Origin of the sequence: Streptomyces sp. NBC_00353, from assembly GCF_036108815.1 — a bacterium.
In the GTDB taxonomy this organism is placed as follows: Bacteria; Actinomycetota; Actinomycetes; order Streptomycetales; family Streptomycetaceae; genus Streptomyces.
Map to the genome: position 1 here is coordinate 8,042,785 of NZ_CP107985.1, position 22,191 is coordinate 8,064,975.

A 22,191-nucleotide genomic window follows, 5' to 3' on the forward strand; every position below is an offset into this window, starting at 1 on the left:
ATCAAAGGCGGCGGGCCAGGGCCGCGCACCCGGTCGCGCCGTTGCAGTTTCAGGCGCGAGCATGAGGAGCACCGTTGAGCAGGTTGCGCTGGCTGACCGCAGGGGAGTCGCACGGCCCCGCACTGGTGGCGACGCTGGAGGGTCTTCCCGCCGGTGTCCCGATCACCACGGAGATGGTGGCGGACGCACTGGCCCGGCGGCGGCTCGGCTATGGCCGCGGCGCTCGCATGAAGTTCGAGCAGGACGAGGTCACCTTCCTCGGCGGGGTGCGCCACGGGCTCACCATGGGTTCCCCGGTCGCCGTGATGGTGGGCAACACCGAATGGCCCAAGTGGGAGCAGGTCATGTCGGCCGACCCGGTCGACCCCGACGAACTGGCCAAGCTGGCCCGTAACGCCCCGCTGACCCGCCCCCGCCCCGGCCACGCCGACCTCGCGGGCATGCAGAAGTACGGCTTCGACGAGGCCCGGCCGATCCTGGAGCGCGCCAGCGCCCGGGAGACCGCGGCCCGGGTGGCGCTCGGCGCCGTCGCCCGGTCGTACCTCAAGGAGACCGCGGGCATCGAGATCGTCAGCCACGTCGTCGAACTGGCCGCGGCCAAGGCTCCCTACGGTGTCTACCCCACGCCCGCCGATGTCGAGAAGCTCGACGCCGACCCGGTGCGCTGCCTCGACGCCGCCGCGAGCAAGGAAATGGTCGCCGAGATCGACCAGGCCCACAAGGACGGCGACACCCTCGGCGGTGTGGTCGAGGTGCTCGCGTACGGCGTGCCGGTCGGTCTCGGCTCGCACGTGCACTGGGACCGTCGTCTCGACGCCCGCCTCGCCGCCGCCCTCATGGGCATTCAGGCCATCAAGGGTGTCGAGGTCGGCGACGGCTTCGACCTGGCCCGGGTCCCCGGTTCGAAGGCGCACGACGAGATCCTGGTCACCGAGGACGGCATCAAGCGCGCCTCCGGCCGTTCCGGCGGCACCGAGGGCGGTCTGACCACCGGGGAGCTGCTGCGGGTCCGCGCCGCGATGAAGCCCATCGCGACCGTGCCCCGCGCGCTGGCCACCGTCGATGTCGTCACCGGGGAGCCCGCCAAGGCGCACCACCAGCGCTCCGATGTCTGTGCCGTGCCGGCCGCCGGGATCGTCGCCGAGGCGATGGTCGCGCTGGTCCTGGCCGACGCCGTCGCGGAGAAGTTCGGCGGCGACAGCGTCCCCGAGACCCACCGCAACGTCCAGTCGTACCTCGACCACCTCCAGATCCGATGAGCGGCCCGCTGATCGTCCTCGTCGGCCCGATGGGCGTCGGCAAGTCCACGGTCGGTGAGCTCCTCGCCGACCGGCTCGGCACCACCTACCGGGACACCGACGCGGACGTCGTGGCCACGGCGGGCAAGCCGATCTCCGAGATCTTCTACGACGAGGGCGAGGAACACTTCCGCGAGCTGGAGCGAGAGGCGGTACGCGCCGCGGTCGCCGAGCACACGGGCGTCCTCTCGCTCGGCGGCGGAGCCGTGCTCGACGAGACGACCCGCACCCTGCTCGTCGACCACGCGGTCGCCTACCTCTCGATGGACGTCGAAGAGGCCGTCAAGCGGGTCGGGCTGAACACCGCGCGCCCGCTGCTCGCCGTCAACCCGCGCCGGCAGTGGCGCGAGCTGATGGACGCCCGCCGCCATCTCTACACCGAGGTGGCCAGGGCGACCGTCGCCACCGACGGGCGCACCCCCGAAGAGGTCGCCCAAGCGGTCCTCGACGCACTGGAACTGCCGGAGCGCGCGGGCGACCCCGCGGCGCCCGGCCGGGAGAACACACACATGACGGACCAGGGACCCACACGCATCCAGATCGCCGGCAGTGCGGGCACCGACCCGTACGAGGTGCTGATCGGCCGACAGCTGCTCGGCGAGCTGCCGTCGCTCATCGGAGACCGCGCCCAGCGGGTCGCGGTCCTGCACCCCGAGGCACTCGCCGAGACCGGCGAGGCGGTCCGTCAGGACCTCGCCGACCAGGGGTACGAGGCCATCGCGATCCAGCTGCCGAACGCCGAGGAGGCCAAGACCGTCGAGGTCGCGGCGTACTGCTGGAAGGCGCTCGGGCAGACCGGCTTCACCCGCACCGATGTGATCGTCGGCGTCGGTGGCGGCGCCACCACGGATGTGGCCGGGTTCGTCGCGGCGACCTGGCTGCGCGGGGTGCGCTGGATCGCCGTACCGACGACGGTGCTCGCCATGGTCGACGCGGCCGTCGGCGGCAAGACCGGCATCAACACCGCCGAGGGCAAGAACCTCGTCGGCGCCTTCCACCCGCCGGCCGGGGTGCTCTGCGACCTCGCCTCCCTCGACTCGCTGCCCGTGCACGACTACGTCAGCGGCATGGCCGAGATCATCAAGGCCGGATTCATCGCCGACCCCGCGATCCTCGACCTGATCGAGTCGGACCCGGAAGGTGCCCGTACGCCCGCCGGACCGCACACCGCCGAGCTGATCGAGCGCTCCATCCGGGTGAAGGCCGAGGTCGTCTCCAGCGACCTCAAGGAGTCCGGTCTGCGCGAGATCCTCAACTACGGCCACACCCTCGGCCACGCCATCGAGAAGAACGAGCGCTACAAGTGGCGCCACGGCGCGGCCGTCTCCATCGGGATGGTCTTCGCCGCCGAGCTCGGCCGGCTGGCCGGACGCCTCGACGACGCCACCGCGGACCGGCACCGGGCGATTCTGGAGTCCGTCGGACTGCCGCTCACCTACCGCGGTGACCAGTGGCCCAAGCTGCTGGAGAACATGAAGGTCGACAAGAAGTCCCGCGGCGACCTGCTCCGCTTCATCGTCCTCGACGGCCTGGGCAAGCCCACCGTCCTGGAGGGCCCCGACCCGGCCGTGCTGCTGGCCGCGTACGGGGAGGTGTCGGCGTGACCCGCAGGGTCTTCGTGCTCAACGGGCCGAACCTCGGCCGGCTCGGATCCCGCGAGCCCGATGTGTACGGAGCGACGTCGTACGCCGGACTCGTCGAGACCTGCCAGGCGCTCGGCAAGGAGCTCGGCTTCGACGTCGACGTCCGGGAGACCAACGACGAGGGCGAGCTGATCCGCTGGCTGCACGAGGCAGCGGACGGTTCAATTCCGGTCGTTCTCAACCCGGGAGCATTCACCCATTACTCGTACGGAATGCGGGACGCGGCCGCGCAGCGCACCGCCCCGCTGATCGAGGTGCACATCTCGAACCCGTACGCACGGGAGGAATTCCGCCACACCTCCGTGGTCGCACCGGTGGCCACGGGGACCGTGGCCGGATTCGGCATCGGCTCCTACCGGCTCGCGCTCCGCGCCCTCGCGGACGAACTGACGGACTGACAGGCCGCGTACCGGACGGCCGACCGGCCGACGGGCACTCCGTACCGTCCCCGACCGTTGCCTCTGTGGCGGCCGGGGACGGTACGGTTGCCGTTCCACCAGCGCCAGTTGCCTGTACGAGACGGAGTGGCACCGGATGCAGCACGCAGTGGGGGCCCCGCTGCCGCCGCCCCAAGGACCCGGAAACGGACCTGCCGGCTGGACGCACCAGGCCCAGCACCCCGGACACCCCGGTCCGCCGGGGCCACCGCCACCGCCCGCCCCCCGGGGCCAGGGCTGGACCGGCCCCGCCCCGCACCACGCGCCCGCGCCCGTCTCCCGGGAGACCACCGGGCACATCCAGCTGCCGCCCGGCGGCCCTGTCCCGCTGCCCGCACCACCCGCCGAGCCCGGCACGGGCACGGCGACGCTCGCCGTCCTCCTGATCGGTCCGGCGGGCGCGGGCAAGACCACTGTGGCCAAGCTGTGGGCCAGCCGCCGCCGGGTCCCCACGGCGCACGTCAGCCTCGACGACGTCCGCGAATGGGTCTGCTCCGGCTTCGCGGACCCGCAGGCCGGGTGGAACGACCACTCGGAGGCCCAGTACCGGCTGGCCCGCCGCACCTGCGGCTTCGCCGCCCGCAATTTCCTGGCCAACGGCATCTCCTGCATCCTCGACGACGCGGTCTTCCCCGACCGCCCGGTCGTGGGCCTCGGCGGCTGGAAGCGCCATGTGGGCCCGGGGCTGCTGCCCGTGGTGCTCCTCCCCGGCCTGGAGATCGTGCTGGAGCGCAACGCCGCCCGCAGCGGCAACCGCCGACTGTCGGACGAGGAGGTCGCCCGGATCCACGGCAGGATGGCGGGCTGGTACGGCTCGGGGCTGCCGATCATCGACAACTCGACCTACGACGTGGAGACCACGGCCCGCGTCCTCGACGACATACTGGCCCGCTCCATAGCCAGCCCGCCCGCATGGTGACGGCCCGGCGGGTCCCGGTTCCGCACACCTGAGCGCGGGCCCCGACCTGCTGCGGTCCCCGGTCGGATGCGCTGACCGGGCAGCCCGGCGCTCCCGCTCGTAGGCTCGTGGCATGTCAGAGGTGTACACCGTCCGCCGCGCGCTGCTGCGGGACCGGTGCGCCGCCGTCGGATCCGCGGCCGCTCTGGTCTCCCGCCCCGCCAACGTCCGCTACCTCGCGGGCGGGGCGCCCCCGGGTGCCGTGCTGCTGCTCGGCCCCGACGAGGACGTCCTGGTCTGCCCCCGAGCGCCGACCGGCGATCCCGTCCAGGGGCGCACCGACGACGAGCTGCGGCTGGCCCTGCTGCCCGCCACCGACGGCGATCCGGTGGTCGCAGCCGCCGACCTGGCCACCTCCGCCGGCGCGGAATCGCTCGCCGTGGAGGAACACGATCTGACGGTCGCCCGCCACCGGGCCATGCACGCGGTCGCCCCGCGGCTCCGGCTGGCCGACCTCGGCGCCACGGTGGAGCAGCTGCGCGTCGTCAAGGACGAGGAGGAGATCGCCTGCCTGCGGATCGCCGCCGAGATCACCGACCAGGCGCTCGGTGAACTCCTCGAATCGATCCTCGTCGGCCGCACCGAACGGCATCTCGCACTGGAACTGGAACGGCGGCTGGTGGACCACGGCGCCGACGGGCCCGCCTTCTCGACCTCCGTCGCCACCGGACCCAACTCGGGCCAGGGCCGTCACCGGCCCTCCGACCGGCGGGTCGAGGAGGGAGATTTCCTCTCCGTCTGCCTCGGCGCCAACTATCGCGGCTACCGGTGCGAGATCGGACGTACATTTGTTATCGGGACGGCGCCGGCCGCCTGGCAGATCGACCTCTACGACCTGGTTTTCGCCGCTCAGCGGGCCGGACGCGAGGCCTTGGTGCCCGGCGCCGCGTACCGCGATGTGGACCGCGCGGCCCGTCATCTCCTGGACTCCGCGGGCCACGGCGACGGCCTCGCACCCTCGACCGGGCACGGGGTGGGGCTCGAAATCGACGAGGACCCGCAGCTGGCACCGGCAGCCATGGGTAAACTGGACGCTTGTGTGCCGGTCACCGTCGAACCGGGGGTTCACCTCCCTGGCCGGGGCGGGGTCCGGATCGATGACACGCTCGTCGTGCGCCCCGAGGCGGACGGCGGACCCGAGCTACTCACCATTACGACCAAGGAGCTGCTCGCGCTCTAGCGCGCATCCTTGGTTGTCCACCAGCTTCAGTCCAGGAGATTCCGCAACCGTGGCTTCCACGAACGACCTCAAGAACGGCCTGGTGCTCAAGCTCGACGGAGGCCAGCTCTGGTCCGTCGTCGAGTTCCAGCACGTCAAGCCCGGCAAGGGCCCGGCTTTCGTGCGCACCAAGCTCAAGAACGTGCTGTCCGGCAAGGTCGTCGACAAGACGTTCAACGCCGGCGTGAAGGTCGAGACGGCCACCATTGACCGCCGCGACATGCAGTTCTCGTACATGGACGGCGAGTACTTCGTCTTCATGGACATGGACACGTACGACCAGCTCATGGTCGACCGCAAGGCTGTCGGCAACGCCGCCAACTTCCTGATCGAGGGCTTCACCGCCTCCGTCGCCCAGCACGAGGGCGAGGTGCTCTACGTCGAGCTGCCGGCCGCCGTCGAGCTGACCATCCAGCACACCGACCCGGGTGTCCAGGGCGACCGCTCCACCGGCGGCACCAAGCCCGCCACGCTGGAGACCGGTTACGAGATCGGCGTCCCGCTCTTCATCACCACGGGTGAGAAGATCAAGGTCGACACCCGCACGGGCGACTACCTCGGCCGGGTGAACAGCTAACCGTGGCTGCTCGGAACACGGCCCGCAAGCGAGCCTTCCAGATCCTCTTCGAGGCCGACCAGCGCGGTGAGTCCGTGCAGACGGTCCTCGCGGACTGGGTGCGGCACTCGCGGTCCGATACCCGTCAGCCGCCGGTCACCGAGTACACGATGGAGCTCGTCGAGGGGTACGCGCAGTACGCCGACCGTATCGACGACCTCATCATCACCTACGCCGTGGACTGGGAGATCGACCGCATGCCGGTCGTCGACCGGAACATCCTGCGGCTCGGTGCGTACGAGCTGATCTGGGTGGACGGGACGCCGGACGCGGTGGTGATCGATGAGGCGGTCCAGCTCGCCAAGGAGTTCTCCACCGATGACTCCCCGTCCTTCGTGAACGGGCTGCTGGCCCGCTTCAAGGACCTCAAGCCGAACCTTCGCCGGGAGTCGTAGCCTCCGGCGGCGTTCAGCCCACGAAGGGCCCACGGTCGTGCGACCGTGGGCCCTTCGGCGTGCGCTTCCTGGGCGGAGCGCGGTGCAGCGGTCCGGGGCGTCCTTGTCCTCGATCGCCGGACGGGCTCGATAGGTGCGCTGGTCCCGGTACGGGGTACCTCCGGGGACGGACCGGCCGCCGCGCGTCTGCCGCGATTCGATCGTCCGGGGGTGAGGCACAAGTGAGGCAGGGGTGGGGCCGTTCAGGGGAGTGGAGTCCCCGCAGGGGGCGGCGGACGTGCCGGCTACGCACGCGAGCCCGTCCGGCGATCGAGGACGAAACCCTCACCCCGGACCCGGGCAGCAAAAAACGCCGGGATGCCGGGGCCCGAATGGGGACCCGGTCAACCCGGCGTTACGTTTCTTCGCGGCTTCAGACCCGTACGTCAGCCCTCGTCGTGGGCGACCGCGCGACGCGCGTCCGCGTCCAGGACGCCCCAGCTGATCAGCTGCTCGGTGAGCACGGACGGCGACTGGTCGTAGATCACGGCCAGCGTGCGCAGGTCGTCCTGGCGGATCGAGAGCACCTTGCCGTTGTAGTCACCGCGCTGGCTCTGGATCGTCGCCGCATAGCGCTGCAGCGGTCCGGCCTTCTCCGGCGGGACGTGGGCGAGGCGCTCCAGGTCCAGGACAAGCTTGGGCGGCGGCTCGGCGGCCCCGCCGGGCGTCGTGCCGGGCAGAAGCTCCTGCACCGGGACCCCGTAGAAGTCCGCCAGCTCGGCGAGACGCTGTACGGTCACGGCACGGTCGCCGCGCTCGTACGAACCGACCACGACGGCCTTCCAGCGGCCCTGGGACTTCTCCTCCACGCCATGGAGGGAGAGGCCCTGCTGGGTGCGGATGGCGCGGAGCTTGGCCCCGAGCTGTTTTGCGTATTCGCTGGACATAAGGCTCCCCGGACGAAGTCTGGTAACTCACTGTGAGGTTACGCAGCGTTACTTGGATGCGTCAAGCCGAATGGTCCGCACCGGCACCTCCCGGGGTTGTGACCAAGGCTCCGTGCAAGGCCTGGTAACGTTGATGAAGCAAATTTCGACGTCCTTTAAGGTCCGTCCAGTGAGGCGGAGAAGGAGGTCCGTTTCTTATGGACGCACAGCACGAAGCCACCGGCAATGCGGCACGCCCCGTTCTCGAGGCTCCCGACATCGCCCGAGTTCTGACTCGAATCGCCCACGAAATCGTCGAACGCGCCAAGGGCGCCGACGATGTGGTGCTCCTCGGCATCCCGACACGAGGCGTCTTCCTCGCCCGTCGGCTGGCCGACAAGCTCGAAGAGATCACCGGCCGGAAAGTGCCGGTCGGCTCCCTCGACATCACCATGTACCGCGACGACCTGCGGCTGCGCCCGGCGCGCGCCCTGGCCCGCACCGAGATCCCCGGCGAGGGTATCGAGGGCCGACTGGTCGTCCTGGTCGACGATGTGCTCTTCTCCGGCCGTACGATCCGCGCCGCGCTCGACGCGCTCGGCGACATCGGCCGCCCCCGCGCGGTGCAACTCGCGGTCCTTGTCGACCGCGGCCACCGCGAGCTCCCGATCCGCGCCGATTACGTCGGCAAGAACCTCCCCACGTCGCTGCGGGAGACGGTCAAGGTCCAGCTCGCCGAGGAGGACGGCCGCGACGCCGTGCTGCTCGGTGTCCAGCAGACCGCCCCGGCGGGCGCGCAGTAGCTGCACTCACCCGTACGGCCGACATCCGGTCGTACGACTGCTTCCGCACGCCCGCATGCCTGAACCCTCCAGCCACCCGGAGAACACCCAGATGAAGCGTCACCTCATCTCGGCCGCCGACCTCACCCGCGACGACGCCGTCCTGATCCTCGACACCGCCGAGGAGATGGCCCGCGTCGCCGACCGGCCGATCAAGAAGCTCCCGACCCTGCGCGGCCGCACTGTCGTCAACCTCTTCTTCGAGGACTCGACGCGTACCCGCATCTCCTTCGAGGCCGCCGCCAAGCGCCTCTCCGCCGATGTCATCAACTTCTCCGCGAAGGGCTCGTCCGTCTCCAAGGGCGAGTCGCTCAAGGACACCGCGCTGACCCTGGAGGCGATGGGCGCGGACGCCGTCGTCATCCGGCACGGTGCCTCCGGCGCCCCGTACCGTCTCGCCACCTCCGGCTGGATCGACGGTGCCGTCGTCAACGCCGGCGACGGCACGCACGAGCACCCCACCCAGGCACTCCTGGACGCCTTCACCATGCGCCGCAGGCTGGTCGGGGCCGATGCCGGACTCGGCCGGGACCTGGAAGGACGACGGATCACGATCGTCGGCGACATCCTGCACAGCCGGGTCGCCCGCTCCAACGTGCACCTGCTGCACACCCTCGGCGCCCACGTCACGCTGGTGGCCCCGCCGACCCTCGTCCCGGTCGGTGTCGAGCAGTGGCCGTGCGACGTCAGCTACAGCCTCGACGACGTGCTGCCGAAGTCCGACGCGGTGATGATGCTGCGGGTGCAGCGTGAACGGATGAACGCCGCGTACTTCCCGACCGAGCGCGAGTACTCACGCCGCTACGGCCTGGACGGCGAGCGCATGGCGAAGATGCCCGGGCACGCCATCGTCATGCACCCCGGCCCGATGGTCCGCGGCATGGAGATCACCGCCGAGGTCGCCGACTCCGACCGGTGCACGGTCGTCGAGCAGGTCGCCAACGGCGTCTCGATCCGCATGGCGGTCCTGTACCTGCTGCTGGGCGGCTCCGAGCCCGCCGCACCCTTCCACCCGTCGCCCGCCGCCACCCTTGATCGAAGCGCTGCGCGCCCTGCCGATTCCGAGGAGAACAAGTAACCATGAGCAAGATCCTTATTCGCGGCGCGAAGGTCCTCGGTGGCGAGCCGCAGGACGTCCTGATCGACGGCGAGACCATTGCACAGGTCGGTACCGGTATCGATGCCGGTGACGCCGTGGTGGTCGAGGCCGAGGGGCAGATTCTGCTCCCCGGGCTGGTCGACCTCCACACCCACCTGCGCGAGCCCGGCCGTGAGGACTCCGAGACCGTCCTCACCGGCACCAAGGCCGCGGCAGTCGGCGGCTTCACCGCCGTGCACGCCATGGCCAACACCTTCCCGGTCGCCGACACCGCCGGCGTCGTCGAGCAGGTCTGGCGGCTCGGCAAGGAGTCCGGCTACTGCGACGTGCAGCCGATCGGCGCCGTCACCGTCGGCCTGGAGGGCAAGCACCTCGCCGAACTCGGCGCCATGCACGATTCGGCCGCCGGAGTGAAAGTCTTCTCCGACGACGGCAAGTGCGTCGACGACGCCGTGATCATGCGGCGCGCGCTGGAGTACGTGAAGGCGTTCGACGGTGTCGTCGCCCAGCACGCCCAGGAGCCCCGCCTCACCGAGGGCGCCCAGATGAACGAGGGCATCGTCTCGGCCGAGCTCGGCCTCGGTGGCTGGCCTGCCGTCGCCGAGGAGTCGATCATCGCCCGCGATGTCCTCCTCGCCGCCCACGTCGACTCCCGGGTGCACATCTGCCACCTGTCGACCGCCGGCTCCGTCGAGATCGTCCGCTGGGCCAAGTCCAAGGGCTGGAACGTCACCGCCGAGGTCACCCCGCACCACCTGCTCCTCACCGACGAACTCGTACGGTCGTACAACCCCGTCTACAAGGTGAACCCGCCGCTGCGTACCGAGGCCGATGTGATGGCCCTGCGCGAGGCGCTCGCCGACGGCACGATCGACTGCGTCGCCACCGACCACGCCCCGCACCCGCACGAGGACAAGGACTGCGAGTGGGCCGCGGCCGCCATGGGCATGGTGGGCCTGGAGACGGCGCTCTCGGTCGTCCAGCAGACGATGGTCGAGACCGGTCTGCTCGACTGGGCGGGTGTCGCGGACCGGATGTCCGTCCGCCCCGCGGCCATCGGCCGCCTGGAAGGACACGGCCGTCCCGTCTCGGCCGGTGAGCCTGCCAACCTCACGCTGGTCGATCCGACATACCGTGGAGTCGTGGACCCCGCGGGCTTCGCCTCCCGCAGCCGCAACACCCCGTACGAGGGGCGCGAGCTGCCGGGTCGCGTCACCCACACGTTCCTGCGGGGCCGTGCCACGGTCGTCGACGGGAAGCTCGCGTGACATCACTCACCCCCCTGTACCAGCTGGCCGCCGAGCAGAAGTCGGCGGACGTGACCGACCTGTCCGCCCGCATCAGCTGGGTGATCGGACTCGTCGTCTTCATCGCCTTCGTCTACTGGCTGATGCGCCAGGGATGGAAGTGGCGGGGAAGCCTGCAGTCCGACCTGCCGGAGCTGCCCGCCACGCCGGACGGGTACGCGACACAGCCACCCCTGCTGACGATGACCGGCCGCTACCACGCCTCGACGACCGCCGGGCAGTGGCTCGACCGGATCGTCGCCCACGGCCTCGGCACCCGCAGCCGCGTCGAGCTCACGCTGACCGAACAGGGTCTCGACGTCGTACGCCCCGGGGCGGCCGACTTCTTCGTCCCGGCAGCGCAGCTGCGTGACGCCCGGCTCGACAAGGGCATCGCGGGCAAGGTCCTCCCCGAGGGCGGCCTGCTGATCATCACCTGGGCGCTCGGCGACAAGCTGATCGACTCCGGCTTCCGCTCCGACCGCTCGGCCGAACACCCGGCCTGGGTCGACGCCATCCACCACCTCACCGACAGCACTACGGAAGGCATCGCGCGATGACGACCTCCACCCGGGGAGCCTCCAGGGTTCCCGCCGTACTCGTCCTGGAGGACGGCCGCGCCTTCCGCGGCCGCGCCTATGGGGCCGTGGGGGAGACCTTCGGCGAGGCGGTGTTCTCCACCGGCATGACGGGCTACCAGGAGACGCTGACCGACCCGTCGTACCACCGCCAGGTCGTCGTGATGACCGCCCCGCACGTCGGCAACACCGGTGTGAACGACGAGGACCCCGAGTCGCAGCGGATCTGGGTCGCCGGATACGTGGTGCGCGACCCCGCGCGGCTGCCCTCCAACTGGCGCTCGCAGCGCTCGCTCGACGAGGAGCTGGAGCGCCAGGGCGTCGTCGGCATCAGCGGCATCGACACCCGTGCCCTCACCCGCCACCTCCGCGAGCGCGGCGCCATGCGCGTCGGCATCTTCTCCGGTGACGCCGTCGCCGACGAGGCCACGCTGCTGGCCCGCGTCAAGGAAGCCCCCGAGATGGTGGGCGCCGACCTCTCCGCCGAGGTCGCGACCAAGGAGACGTACGTCGTCCCCGCGATCGGCACGAAGAAGTTCACCGTGGCCGCGATCGACCTCGGCATCAAGGGCATGACCCCGCACCGGATGGCCGAGCGCGGCATCGAGGTGCACGTCCTGCCCGCCACCGCCACCCTCGACGAGGTGTACGCGGTCGAGCCCGACGGAGTCTTCTTCTCCAACGGCCCCGGCGACCCGGCCACCGCCGACCACCCGGTCTCCGTCATGCAGGGCGTCCTGGAGCGGAAGACGCCGCTCTTCGGCATCTGCTTCGGCAACCAGATCCTGGGTCGTGCCCTCGGCTTCGGCACCTACAAGCTGAAGTACGGCCACCGCGGCATCAACCAGCCGGTGCAGGACCGCACGACCGGCAAGGTCGAGGTCACCGCGCACAACCACGGCTTCGCCGTCGACGCCCCGCTGGACAAGGTGTCCGACACGAAGTTCGGCCGCGCCGAGGTCTCCCACGTCTGCCTGAACGACCAGGTCGTCGAGGGACTGCAGCTCCTCGACCAGCCGGCCTTCAGCGTCCAGTACCACCCCGAGGCAGCCGCCGGCCCGCACGACGCCGCGTACCTCTTCGACCGTTTCGTATCCCTGATGGAGGGCCAGCGTGCCTAAGCGCTCCGATATCCAGTCCGTCCTGGTCATCGGCTCCGGCCCGATCGTCATCGGACAGGCCGCCGAGTTCGACTACTCCGGCACCCAGGCCTGCCGCGTCCTCAAGGCCGAGGGCCTGCGCGTCATCCTGGTGAACTCCAACCCGGCGACGATCATGACCGACCCGGAGATCGCCGACGCCACGTACGTCGAGCCGATCACCCCCGAGTTCGTCGAGAAGATCATCGCCAAGGAGCGCCCCGACGCGCTGCTCCCGACGCTGGGCGGTCAGACCGCGCTCAACACCGCGATCTCCATGCACGAGAAGGGTGTCCTGGAGAAGTACGGTGTCGAGCTCATCGGCGCCAATGTCGAGGCCATCAACAAGGGCGAGGACCGCGACCTCTTCAAGGGCGTCGTCGAAGCCGTCAACGCCAAGATCGGCCACGGCGAGTCCGCCCGCTCCGTCATCTGCCACTCGATGGACGACGTCCTGGGGGGCGTCGAGACGCTCGGCGGCTACCCCGTCGTCGTCCGCCCCTCCTTCACCATGGGCGGCGCCGGCTCCGGCTTCGCGCACGACGAGGAGGAGCTGCGCCGGATCGCCGGTCAGGGCCTCACGCTCTCCCCGACCACCGAGGTGCTCCTGGAGGAGTCCATCCTCGGCTGGAAGGAGTACGAGCTGGAGCTGATGCGCGACAAGCACGACAACGTCGTGGTCGTCTGCTCCATCGAGAACTTCGACCCGATGGGCGTCCACACGGGTGACTCGATCACCGTGGCCCCGGCCATGACGCTCACGGACCGCGAGTACCAGCGGCTGCGCGACATCGGCATCGCGATCATCCGCGAGGTCGGCGTCGACACCGGCGGCTGCAACATCCAGTTCGCCATCGACCCGGCCGACGGCCGCGTCATCGTGATCGAGATGAACCCGCGCGTCTCCCGCTCCTCGGCGCTGGCGTCGAAGGCCACCGGCTTCCCGATCGCCAAGATCGCCGCCAAGCTGGCCGTCGGTTACACGCTCGACGAGATCCCCAACGACATCACCGAGAAGACCCCGGCCTCCTTCGAGCCGACGCTCGACTACGTCGTGGTCAAGGCCCCGCGGTTCGCCTTCGAGAAGTTCCCGTCCGCCGACTCCACCCTCACCACCACCATGAAGTCGGTGGGCGAGGCCATGGCGATCGGCCGCAACTTCACCGAGGCGCTGCAGAAGGCACTGCGCTCCCTGGAGAAGAAGGGCTCGCAGTTCACCTTCATCGGCGAGACCGGCGACAAGGCCGAGCTGCTCGCCGAGGCGGTCCGGCCGACCGACGGCCGTATCAACACCGTCATGCAGGCGATCCGGGCCGGCGCCACCCAGGAAGAGGTCTTCGACGCCACGAAGATCGACCCCTGGTTCGTCGACCAGCTGTTCCTGATCAAGGAGATCGCCGACGAGCTGGCCGCCGCCGACAAGCTCGACCCCGAGCTGCTCGCCGAGGCCAAGCGGCACGGCTTCTCCGACGCCCAGATCGCCGAGATCCGCGATCTGCGCGAGGACGTCGTCCGCGAGGTGCGGCACGCGCTCGGCATCCGCCCGGTCTACAAGACGGTCGACACCTGCGCCGCCGAGTTCGCCGCGAAGACGCCGTACTTCTACTCCTCGTACGACGAGGAGAGCGAGGTCGCGACCCGCACCAAGCCCGCGGTGATCATCCTCGGCTCGGGCCCCAACCGCATCGGCCAGGGCATCGAGTTCGACTACTCCTGCGTCCACGCCTCCTTCGCGCTGAGCGACGCCGGCTACGAGACCGTGATGGTCAACTGCAACCCGGAGACGGTCTCCACCGACTACGACACCTCCGACCGCCTGTACTTCGAGCCGCTGACCCTCGAGGACGTGCTGGAGATCGTGCACGCCGAGTCCCTCGCGGGCCCGATCGCCGGTGTCATCGTCCAGCTCGGCGGCCAGACCCCGCTGGGCCTGTCGCAGGCGCTCAAGGACAACGGTGTGCCGGTCGTCGGCACCTCGCCGGAGGCGATCCACGCCGCCGAGGACCGCGGCGCCTTCGGCCGCGTCCTGGCCGAGGCCGGACTCCCGGCCCCCAAGCACGGCACCGCCACCACCTTCTCCGAGGCCAAGGCCATCGCCGACGAGATCGGCTACCCGGTCCTCGTACGTCCGTCGTACGTGCTCGGCGGCCGCGGCATGGAGATCGTGTACGACGAGACGCGGCTGTCCTCGTACATCGCCGAGTCCACCGAGATCAGCCCCACCCGGCCGGTCCTGGTGGACCGCTTCCTCGACGACGCCATCGAGATCGACGTCGACGCGCTCTACGACGGCACCGAGCTCTACCTCGGCGGCGTCATGGAGCACATCGAGGAGGCCGGCATCCACTCCGGCGACTCCGCCTGCGCGCTGCCCCCGATCACCCTCGGCGGCTACGACATCAAGCGGCTTCGGGCCTCCACCGAGGGCATCGCCAAGGGCGTCGGGGTCCGCGGACTGATCAACATCCAGTTCGCGCTCTCCGGCGACATCCTGTACGTCCTGGAGGCCAACCCGCGCGCCTCGCGCACCGTCCCCTTCACCTCGAAGGCGACCGCGGTCCCGCTCGCCAAGGCCGCCGCCCGCATCTCGCTGGGCGCGACCATCGCCGAGCTGCGCGAGGAGGGGCTGCTGCCGAAGAACGGCGACGGCGGTACCCTGCCGCTCGACGCGCCGATCTCCGTCAAGGAGGCGGTCATGCCGTGGTCGCGGTTCCGCGACATCCACGGCCGCGGCGTCGACACCGTCCTCGGCCCGGAGATGCGCTCCACCGGTGAGGTCATGGGCATCGACTCGGTCTTCGGCACGGCGTACGCCAAGTCGCAGGCCGGCGCGTACGGCCCGCTGCCCACCAAGGGCCGCGCGTTCATCTCCGTCGCCAACCGCGACAAGCGCTCGATGATCTTCCCGGCGCGCGAGCTGGTCGCCCACGGCTTCGAGCTGCTGGCCACCTCCGGCACCGCCGAGGTGCTCAAGCGCAACGGCATCCACGCCACGGTCGTGCGCAAGCAGTCCGAGGGCGTCGGACCGCAGGGCGAGAGGACCATCGTCCAGCTCATCCACGACGGCGAGGTCGACCTGATCGTCAACACGCCGTACGGAACGGGCGGCCGGCTCGACGGCTACGAGATCCGTACCGCGGCCGTCGCCCGGTCCGTGCCGTGCCTCACGACGGTCCAGGCGCTCGCTGCCGCCGTCCAGGGCATCGACGCACTCAACCACGGAGACGTCGGCGTACGTTCCCTGCAGGAACACGCGGAACATCTGACCGCGGCGCGCGACTAGCAGGCCCAGCAGGGGGACACCGGAAACGGTGTCCCCCTCTCTGTGAGGACACCGAGGACACCCCGATGTACAAGTTCTTCTTCCAGCTGGTCTTCAAGCGGATGGACCCGGAGCAGGCCCACCACCTGGCCTTCCGGTGGATCCGCCTCGCGGCCCGCATCCCCGTGCTGCGTACGTTCGTCGCAGCGGCGCTCGCCCCCCGCTACAAGGAGCTGCGCACCGAGGCCCTCGGCCTGCGCATGCACGGCCCGTTCGGCCTCGCCGCGGGCTTCGACAAGAACGCCGTCGCGATCGACGGCATGTCGATGCTCGGCTTCGACCACATCGAGATCGGTACGGTCACCGGCGAGCCGCAGCCCGGCAACCCCAAGAAGCGGCTCTTCCGCCTCGTGGCGGACCGCGCGCTGATCAACCGCATGGGATTCAACAACGAGGGCTCCGCGGCCGTGGCCGAGCGCCTGGCCACCCGCAGCCCGGTCTTCCGGACCACGGTCGGCGTCAACATCGGCAAGACCAAGGTCGTGCCGGAGGCAGAAGCCGTCGGCGACTACGTGAAGTCGACCGAACGGCTCGCCCGTCACGCCGACTACCTCGTCGTCAACGTCTCCTCGCCCAACACGCCCGGCCTGCGCAACCTCCAGGCCACCGAGGCCCTGCGCCCGCTGCTCACCGCCGTGCGCGAGGCGGCCGACCGGATCGTCACCGACCGCCGGGTCCCGCTCCTCGTCAAGATCGCCCCAGATCTCGCGGACGAGGACGTCGACGAGGTCGCCGATCTCGCGGTCGAGCTGGGCCTGGACGGCATCATCGCCACCAACACCACCATCGCCCGCGACGGCCTCGGGCTGAAGTCCTCTCCGTCGCTGGTCGAGGAGACCGGCGGACTCTCCGGAGCGCCCCTCAAGGCGCGCTCCCTGGAGGTCCTGCAGCGGCTCTACGCTCGCGTGGGCGACGAGATCACCCTCGTGGGCGTCGGCGGCATCGAGACCGCCGAGGACGCCTGGCAGCGCATCCTCGCCGGCGCCACCCTCGTCCAGGGCTACAGCGCCTTCATCTACGAGGGGCCGTTCTACGCCCGCGCGATCCACAAGGGCCTCGCCGTGCGCCTCGCCGCCTCCCCGTACGCCACCCTCGCCGAGGCCGTCGGCGCCGAGACCCGGAAGGTCATGAAGTGACCCCTGAACCCTTCGGCGCGCGACTGCGCCGCGCCATGGACACCCGCGGGCCGCTCTGCGTCGGCATCGACCCGCACGCCTCGCTGCTCACCGCCTGGGGCCTGAACGACGACATCGCGGGCCTGGAGCGGTTCACCCGTACGGTCGTCGAGGCGCTGGCCGACCGGGTCGCCGTCCTCAAGCCGCAGTCCGCGTTCTTCGAGCGGTTCGGATCGCGCGGCATCGCCGTCCTGGAGAAGGCCGTCGAGGAGTCGCGGGCGGCCGGGGCGCTCGTCCTGATGGACGCCAAGCGCGGCGACATCGGCTCCACCATGGGCGCCTACGCGGCGACCTACCTGGACGAGGGCTCGCCGCTCTTCTCCGACGCGCTCACCGTCTCGCCGTACCTGGGCTTCGGTTCGCTGCGACCGGCGCTCGACGCGGCCGTCCTCTCCGGTTCGGGCGTCTTCGTCCTCGGCCTCACCTCCAACCCGGAGGGCGCCGAGGTGCAGCGCGCCACCGCCGCCGACGGCCGGTCGCTGGCCCAGCTGATGCTCGACCACGTGGCCGCCGAGAACGAGGGCGCCACGCCGCTCGGCTCGGTCGGTGCAGTGATCGGCGCCACACTCGGCGACGCGGGGGTGAACCTGGCGGTCAACGGACCGCTGCTGGCCCCCGGCATCGGTGCGCAGGGCGCCACCCCCGCCGATCTCCCGGGTGTCTTCGGCGCCGCGGTGGGCAATGTGCTGCCGAGCGTGAGCCGGGGCGTGCTGCGCCACGGACCCGACGCGTCCGGGCTGCGCGAAGCCGCCGATCGGCTCACGGACGAGGTCCGCGAGGCCGTCCCGGCAAGCTGACGATGCCACGTAACAGCGTGTTGGCGGAATCCTGACCAAAAATCTCGGTAGTTATGCCTGAAATGTCCTGGTCGGCCAAGGCTGACCAGGACTTTTCGTCTGTTCTCGCTGACTCGGGCGGCCTTGGCCGCTAGTCTCCGTCGAGAGCCAACGTGCACAGGTTGTTCGTTGCTCACCAGGTGTGGGGCGATTAAGTTCCTCACCGGTCCGTATCCGACAGATCGACATCCGAGGTGACGTAGGCGTGGCTCTTCCGCCCCTTACCCCTGAACAGCGCGCAGCCGCGCTCGAAAAGGCCGCCGCGGCTCGCCGGGAGCGGGCCGAGGTCAAGAATCGACTCAAGCACTCCGGCGCTTCCCTCCACGAGGTCATCAAGCAGGGCCAGGAGAACGACGTCATCGGCAAGATGAAGGTCTCCGCCCTTCTCGAGTCCCTGCCCGGCGTGGGCAAGGTCCGCGCCAAGCAGATCATGGAGCGGCTCGGGATCTCCGAGAGCCGCCGGGTCCGGGGCCTCGGCTCCAACCAGATTGCTTCCCTGGAGCGAGAGTTCGGCGGCTCTCCCGTCTGACGTTCTCAGGCACCCCTGAGAACGGGGATAATCGCTCCATGGCTGCAACATCCCGGGGGACGTCCCCCGTACCCCCGGACGTACGTCCGCGGCTGACCGTGCTCTCCGGCCCCTCCGGGGTCGGCAAGAGCACGGTCGTCGCTCATATGCGCAAGGTCCACCCAGAGGTCTGGCTCTCGGTGTCGGCGACGACCCGGCGGCCGCGCCCCGGCGAGCGCAACGGCGTCCACTACTTTTTCGTGGACAACGACGAGTTCGACAAGCTGATCGCCAACGGTGAGCTGCTCGAGTGGGCCGAGTTCGCCGGCAACCGCTACGGCACACCGCGCCGGGCCGTGCTCGAACGCCTGGAGGCGGGCGAACCGGTCCTCCTGGAGATCGATCTCCAGGGGGCGCGACTGGTACGTCAGTCGATGCCCGACGCGCGGCTGGTCTTCCTCGCCCCGCCCGGCTGGGACGAGCTGGTGCGCCGGCTCACCGGCCGCGGGACCGAGTCGCCGGACGTCATCGAGCGACGGCTCGCCGCCGCGAAGGTCGAACTCGCTGCCGAATCCGAGTTCGATACGACGCTGGTCAACACCTCCGTCGAGGACGTGGCACGCGAGCTGCTAGCCTTGATGTTGCAGACTTCCGCCCGCCGTGAGAGCAGCGACTGACGCAGCCGACCCGGATCGCCACCCCGGCGGAACCCGCACTGTCAAAGATCTCTTTGATTTTTACCCCCTTCGGAAGGCAGAGAGTGTCCTCTTCCATCACCACGCCCGAGGGCATCATCAACCCGCCGATTGATGAGCTCCTCGAGGCCACCGACTCGAAGTACAGCCTTGTGATCTACGCCGCCAAGCGCGCGCGCCAGATCAACGCGTACTACTCGCAGCTCGGCGAGGGCCTCCTCGAGTACGTCGGTCCGCTCGTCGACACCCACGTGCACGAGAAGCCGCTGTCGATCGCGCTCCGCGAGATCAACGCGGGCCTGCTGACCTCCGAGGCCATCGAGGGCCCCGCGCAGTAAGCAGGAATTGCACCTTCACCACAGGCCCGGCGGTCACCACTGCCGGGCCTGTGGTGTGTCCGGGGCTGTGGGAGCCGCTCGGACGCCGTGAGGCAGCATGGGGGTGTACGTGTCCGAGTACGTACCCGAGTGCGGGGAGACGCAGTGGAGAAGCCGAAGGTCGTTCTGGGGGTCAGCGGGGGCATTGCCGCCTACAAGGCGTGTGAGCTGCTGCGACGGCTGACCGAGTCCGGTCATGACGTACGCGTCGTCCCGACCGGGTCGGCGCTGAACTTCGTGGGCGCCGCGACCTGGTCGGCGCTCTCCGGCCACCCCGTGTCGACCGAGGTGTGGAACGACGTCCACGAGGTGCCGCACGTGCGCATCGGCCAGGGCGCCGACCTCGTCGTGGTCGCCCCCGCCACCGCCGACATGCTGGCCAAGGCCGCCCACGGCCTCGCCGACGACCTCCTCACCAACACGCTGCTCACCGCCCGCTGTCCTGTGGTCTTCGCGCCCGCCATGCATACCGAGATGTGGGAGCACCCCGCCACCCAGGAGAACGTCGCCACGCTCCGCCGACGCGGCGCCGTCGTCATCGAGCCCGCCGTCGGCCGGCTCACCGGCGTCGACACCGGCAAGGGCCGGCTGCCCGACCCCGGCGAGATCTTCGAGGTCTGCCGCCGGGTGCTGGCCCGCGGGCCCGTCGAACCCGATCTGGCGGGCCGCCACGTGGTGATCAGCGCGGGCGGTACCCGGGAGCCGCTCGACCCGGTCCGCTACCTCGGCAACCGCTCCTCCGGCAAGCAGGGGTACGCGCTCGCCCGCACCGCGGTCGCCCGCGGCGCCCGCGTCACCCTCATCGAGGCCAACACCGGGATGCCCGACCCGTCCGGCGCCGATGTCGTGCGGGTCGGCACCGCGGTACAGCTGCGCGAAGCCGTGCTGAAGGCCGCGTCCGACGCCGATGTCGTGGTGATGGCGGCCGCGGTCGCCGACTTCCGCCCGGCCGAGTACGCCCAGGGGAAGATCAAGAAGAAGGACGGCCAGGAGCCCGCCCCGATCACGCTCGTACGTAATCCCGACATCCTCGCGGAGGTCTCCGCCGAGCGGGCCGCACCGGGCCAGATCGTCGTCGGTTTCGCCGCCGAGACCGACAACGTCCTCGCCAACGGCCGGGAGAAGCTCCGCCGCAAGGGCTGCGATCTCCTGGTCGTCAATGAGGTGGGGGAACGCAAGACCTTCGGCTCCGAGGAGAACGAAGCGGTGGTGCTCGCGGCCGACGGCGGTGAGACGCCCGTGCCGTACGGTCCCAAGGAAGGGCTCGCCGACACGATCTGGGATCTCGTGTCGGCGCGTTTCGTGTGAATTCCTCGTTTCGCCACCCCGAGAGCCCGAAACCCCCTAAAAATGGGCATACAGGGCTTCTTCGGGGAGTGATTGTCGTACCGCAGCAAGCAGTGCCGCACGTCACAGAACTTCCAAAAGGCGAGACACGTTGTCCGACAAGCGATAGCGACCGATAAACTGGGTCCCGGACCGTGTCGGGCGCAGCTCCCGGATGTCCGCCAATGATCAGCCAGCAGCCGCTGCAACCCCAGGGAGCGATGTGTCCCGCCGTCTCTTCACCTCGGAATCTGTCACCGAGGGTCACCCCGACAAGATCGCTGACCAGATCAGCGACACCATTCTCGACGCCCTCCTGCGTGAGGACCCGACTTCGCGCGTCGCCGTCGAGACCTTGATCACCACCGGTCTGGTGCATGTCGCGGGTGAGGTCACGACCAAGGCCTACGCCGACATCCCGACGCTGGTGCGCAACAAGATCCTGGAGATCGGTTACGACTCCTCCAAGAAGGGCTTCGACGGCGCCTCCTGTGGCGTCTCGGTGTCCATCGGCTCACAGTCCCCGGACATCGCGCAGGGCGTCGACACGGCGTACGAGAAGCGGGTCGAGGGTGCCTCCCGGAGGGACGAGGAGGACGAGCTCGACAAGCAGGGCGCGGGCGACCAGGGCCTGATGTTCGGCTACGCCTGCGACGAGACCCCGGAGCTCATGCCGCTCCCGATCTACGTGGCGCACCGCCTCTCGCGCCGGCTGTCCGAGGTCCGCAAGAACGGGACCATCCCCTACCTGCGCCCCGACGGCAAGACGCAGGTCACCATCGAGTACGACGGCGACAAGGCCGTCCGTCTCGACACGGTCGTCGTCTCCTCGCAGCACGCCAGCGACATCGACCTCGACTCGCTGCTCGCCCCCGACATCCGCGAATTCGTCGTCGAGCACGTCCTCGCGCAGCTGATCGAGGACGGCATCAAGCTGGACACCGACGGTTACCGGCTGCTGGTGAACCCGACCGGCCGCTTCGAGATCGGCGGCCCGATGGGCGACGCCGGTCTGACCGGCCGCAAGATCATCATCGACACGTACGGCGGCATGGCCCGTCACGGCGGCGGTGCCTTCTCGGGCAAGGACCCGTCGAAGGTGGACCGCTCTGCGGCGTACGCGATGCGCTGGGTCGCCAAGAACGTCGTCGCGGCGGGCCTCGCGGCGCGCTGCGAGGTGCAGGTGGCGTACGCGATCGGCAAGGCCGAGCCGGTCGGCCTGTTCGTCGAGACGTTCGGCACCGCCGCGATCGAGACCGAGAAGATCGAGCACGCCATCGGTGAGGTCTTCGACCTCCGCCCGGCCGCGATCATCCGCGACCTCGACCTGCTGCGTCCGATCTACGCCCAGACCGCGGCGTACGGCCACTTCGGCCGCGAGCTTCCCGACTTCACCTGGGAGCGCACCGACCGCGTGGAAGCACTGCGCAAGGCGGCCGGGCTGTAAGCCTGCCGCTCTCGCCCGTACGCCGGGGCCCGGACGCCGCACGCGGTGTCCGGGCCCCGGCGCGTGCGGCCCCGGCCGGCCGGGGAGAAC

The 22,191-nt window shown here is 70.1% G+C and carries 21 protein-coding genes; 20 read left to right on the top strand and 1 reads right to left on the bottom strand.

What is annotated here, in order from left to right; genetic code table 11:
• The first annotated feature begins 74 nt into the window (after nucleotides 1–74).
• The 7 genes from aroC (at nucleotide 75) to nusB (ending at nucleotide 6,566) form a co-directional block, all read left to right on the top strand.
• Entirely contained in the window at nucleotides 75–1,259 is a 1,185-nt protein-coding gene (gene aroC, locus OHA88_RS36285; RefSeq protein WP_326631867.1) for a chorismate synthase, read from the top strand.
• Complete coding sequence (gene aroB / locus OHA88_RS36290) at nucleotides 1,256–2,902, top strand: 3-dehydroquinate synthase (RefSeq protein ID WP_328628612.1); 1,647 nt, start codon at nucleotides 1,256–1,258, stop codon at nucleotides 2,900–2,902. Before aroC ends, aroB begins: the two co-directional genes overlap by 4 nt.
• Nucleotides 2,899–3,339 carry a type II 3-dehydroquinate dehydratase gene (aroQ, locus tag OHA88_RS36295; RefSeq protein ID WP_326602514.1) on the top strand — a complete coding sequence of 147 codons (441 nt, stop codon included), beginning with the start codon at nucleotides 2,899–2,901 and terminating at the stop codon, nucleotides 3,337–3,339. The genes aroB and aroQ overlap by 4 nt, the downstream gene beginning before the upstream one ends.
• A gap of 136 nt (nucleotides 3,340–3,475) precedes the next feature.
• Nucleotides 3,476–4,297, top strand: coding sequence for a Pro-rich N-terminal domain-containing protein (locus OHA88_RS36300; protein ID WP_328628613.1), 822 nt, complete (start codon nucleotides 3,476–3,478; stop codon nucleotides 4,295–4,297).
• Between the two features lie 112 nt (nucleotides 4,298–4,409).
• On the top strand, nucleotides 4,410–5,516 hold the full coding sequence (locus OHA88_RS36305; RefSeq protein WP_328628614.1) for an aminopeptidase P family protein: 1,107 nt from the start codon (nucleotides 4,410–4,412) through the stop codon (nucleotides 5,514–5,516).
• A 49-nt stretch (nucleotides 5,517–5,565) separates the two neighbouring features.
• Nucleotides 5,566–6,132: an elongation factor P gene (gene efp, locus OHA88_RS36310; protein ID WP_114243496.1), complete on the top strand. Its 567-nt coding sequence runs from the start codon at nucleotides 5,566–5,568 to the stop codon at nucleotides 6,130–6,132.
• A gap of 2 nt (nucleotides 6,133–6,134) precedes the next feature.
• Nucleotides 6,135–6,566, top strand: coding sequence for a transcription antitermination factor NusB (gene nusB / locus OHA88_RS36315; protein ID WP_267006214.1), 432 nt, complete (start codon nucleotides 6,135–6,137; stop codon nucleotides 6,564–6,566).
• A gap of 425 nt (nucleotides 6,567–6,991) precedes the next feature.
• Here nusB and bldD read toward each other — a convergent pair whose 3' ends face one another.
• Nucleotides 6,992–7,492, bottom strand: coding sequence for a transcriptional regulator BldD (gene bldD / locus OHA88_RS36320; protein ID WP_014157378.1), 501 nt, complete (start codon nucleotides 7,490–7,492; stop codon nucleotides 6,992–6,994).
• 197 nt (nucleotides 7,493–7,689) lie between these two features.
• Here bldD and pyrR point away from each other — a divergent pair, with 197 nt between their 5' ends.
• From pyrR to metK, 13 genes are all read left to right on the top strand, one after another.
• Nucleotides 7,690–8,274, top strand: a complete 585-nt coding sequence (gene pyrR / locus OHA88_RS36325; protein ID WP_267006215.1) for a bifunctional pyr operon transcriptional regulator/uracil phosphoribosyltransferase PyrR — start codon at nucleotides 7,690–7,692, stop codon at nucleotides 8,272–8,274.
• A gap of 91 nt (nucleotides 8,275–8,365) precedes the next feature.
• Nucleotides 8,366–9,391, top strand: a complete 1,026-nt coding sequence (locus OHA88_RS36330) for an aspartate carbamoyltransferase catalytic subunit (RefSeq protein WP_328629874.1) — start codon at nucleotides 8,366–8,368, stop codon at nucleotides 9,389–9,391.
• Nucleotides 9,392–9,393: 2 nt separating this feature from the next.
• Nucleotides 9,394–10,680 carry a dihydroorotase gene (locus OHA88_RS36335; RefSeq protein ID WP_328628615.1) on the top strand — a complete coding sequence of 429 codons (1,287 nt, stop codon included), beginning with the start codon at nucleotides 9,394–9,396 and terminating at the stop codon, nucleotides 10,678–10,680.
• The gene (locus OHA88_RS36340) at nucleotides 10,677–11,258 is read left to right on the top strand and encodes a PH-like domain-containing protein (protein WP_328628616.1); all 582 of its coding nucleotides are present in this window, start codon (nucleotides 10,677–10,679) and stop codon (nucleotides 11,256–11,258) included. Before OHA88_RS36335 ends, OHA88_RS36340 begins: the two co-directional genes overlap by 4 nt.
• Nucleotides 11,255–12,397: a glutamine-hydrolyzing carbamoyl-phosphate synthase small subunit gene (carA, locus tag OHA88_RS36345; protein WP_328628617.1), complete on the top strand. Its 1,143-nt coding sequence runs from the start codon at nucleotides 11,255–11,257 to the stop codon at nucleotides 12,395–12,397. Before OHA88_RS36340 ends, carA begins: the two co-directional genes overlap by 4 nt.
• Nucleotides 12,390–15,698 carry a carbamoyl-phosphate synthase large subunit gene (gene carB, locus OHA88_RS36350; protein ID WP_267006219.1) on the top strand — a complete coding sequence of 1,103 codons (3,309 nt, stop codon included), beginning with the start codon at nucleotides 12,390–12,392 and terminating at the stop codon, nucleotides 15,696–15,698. The genes carA and carB overlap by 8 nt, the downstream gene beginning before the upstream one ends.
• Nucleotides 15,699–15,763: 65 nt before the next feature.
• Nucleotides 15,764–16,873 (top strand): quinone-dependent dihydroorotate dehydrogenase, encoded by a 1,110-nt coding sequence (locus OHA88_RS36355; protein ID WP_328628618.1) that lies wholly within the window; start codon nucleotides 15,764–15,766, stop codon nucleotides 16,871–16,873.
• Nucleotides 16,870–17,709: an orotidine-5'-phosphate decarboxylase gene (pyrF, locus tag OHA88_RS36360; RefSeq protein WP_328628619.1), complete on the top strand. Its 840-nt coding sequence runs from the start codon at nucleotides 16,870–16,872 to the stop codon at nucleotides 17,707–17,709. The genes OHA88_RS36355 and pyrF overlap by 4 nt, the downstream gene beginning before the upstream one ends.
• A gap of 244 nt (nucleotides 17,710–17,953) precedes the next feature.
• On the top strand, nucleotides 17,954–18,277 hold the full coding sequence (locus tag OHA88_RS36365; RefSeq protein WP_267006222.1) for an integration host factor: 324 nt from the start codon (nucleotides 17,954–17,956) through the stop codon (nucleotides 18,275–18,277).
• Between the two features lie 38 nt (nucleotides 18,278–18,315).
• Nucleotides 18,316–18,933: a guanylate kinase gene (gene gmk, locus OHA88_RS36370; protein ID WP_328628620.1), complete on the top strand. Its 618-nt coding sequence runs from the start codon at nucleotides 18,316–18,318 to the stop codon at nucleotides 18,931–18,933.
• An 83-nt stretch (nucleotides 18,934–19,016) separates the two neighbouring features.
• Nucleotides 19,017–19,289 (top strand): DNA-directed RNA polymerase subunit omega, encoded by a 273-nt coding sequence (gene rpoZ / locus OHA88_RS36375; protein WP_003970369.1) that lies wholly within the window; start codon nucleotides 19,017–19,019, stop codon nucleotides 19,287–19,289.
• 144 nt (nucleotides 19,290–19,433) lie between these two features.
• Nucleotides 19,434–20,636: a bifunctional phosphopantothenoylcysteine decarboxylase/phosphopantothenate--cysteine ligase CoaBC gene (gene coaBC / locus OHA88_RS36380; protein ID WP_326602505.1), complete on the top strand. Its 1,203-nt coding sequence runs from the start codon at nucleotides 19,434–19,436 to the stop codon at nucleotides 20,634–20,636.
• Nucleotides 20,637–20,877: 241 nt separating this feature from the next.
• Nucleotides 20,878–22,101, top strand: a complete 1,224-nt coding sequence (gene metK, locus OHA88_RS36385; RefSeq protein WP_328628621.1) for a methionine adenosyltransferase — start codon at nucleotides 20,878–20,880, stop codon at nucleotides 22,099–22,101.
• Nucleotides 22,102–22,191 lie beyond the last annotated feature (90 nt).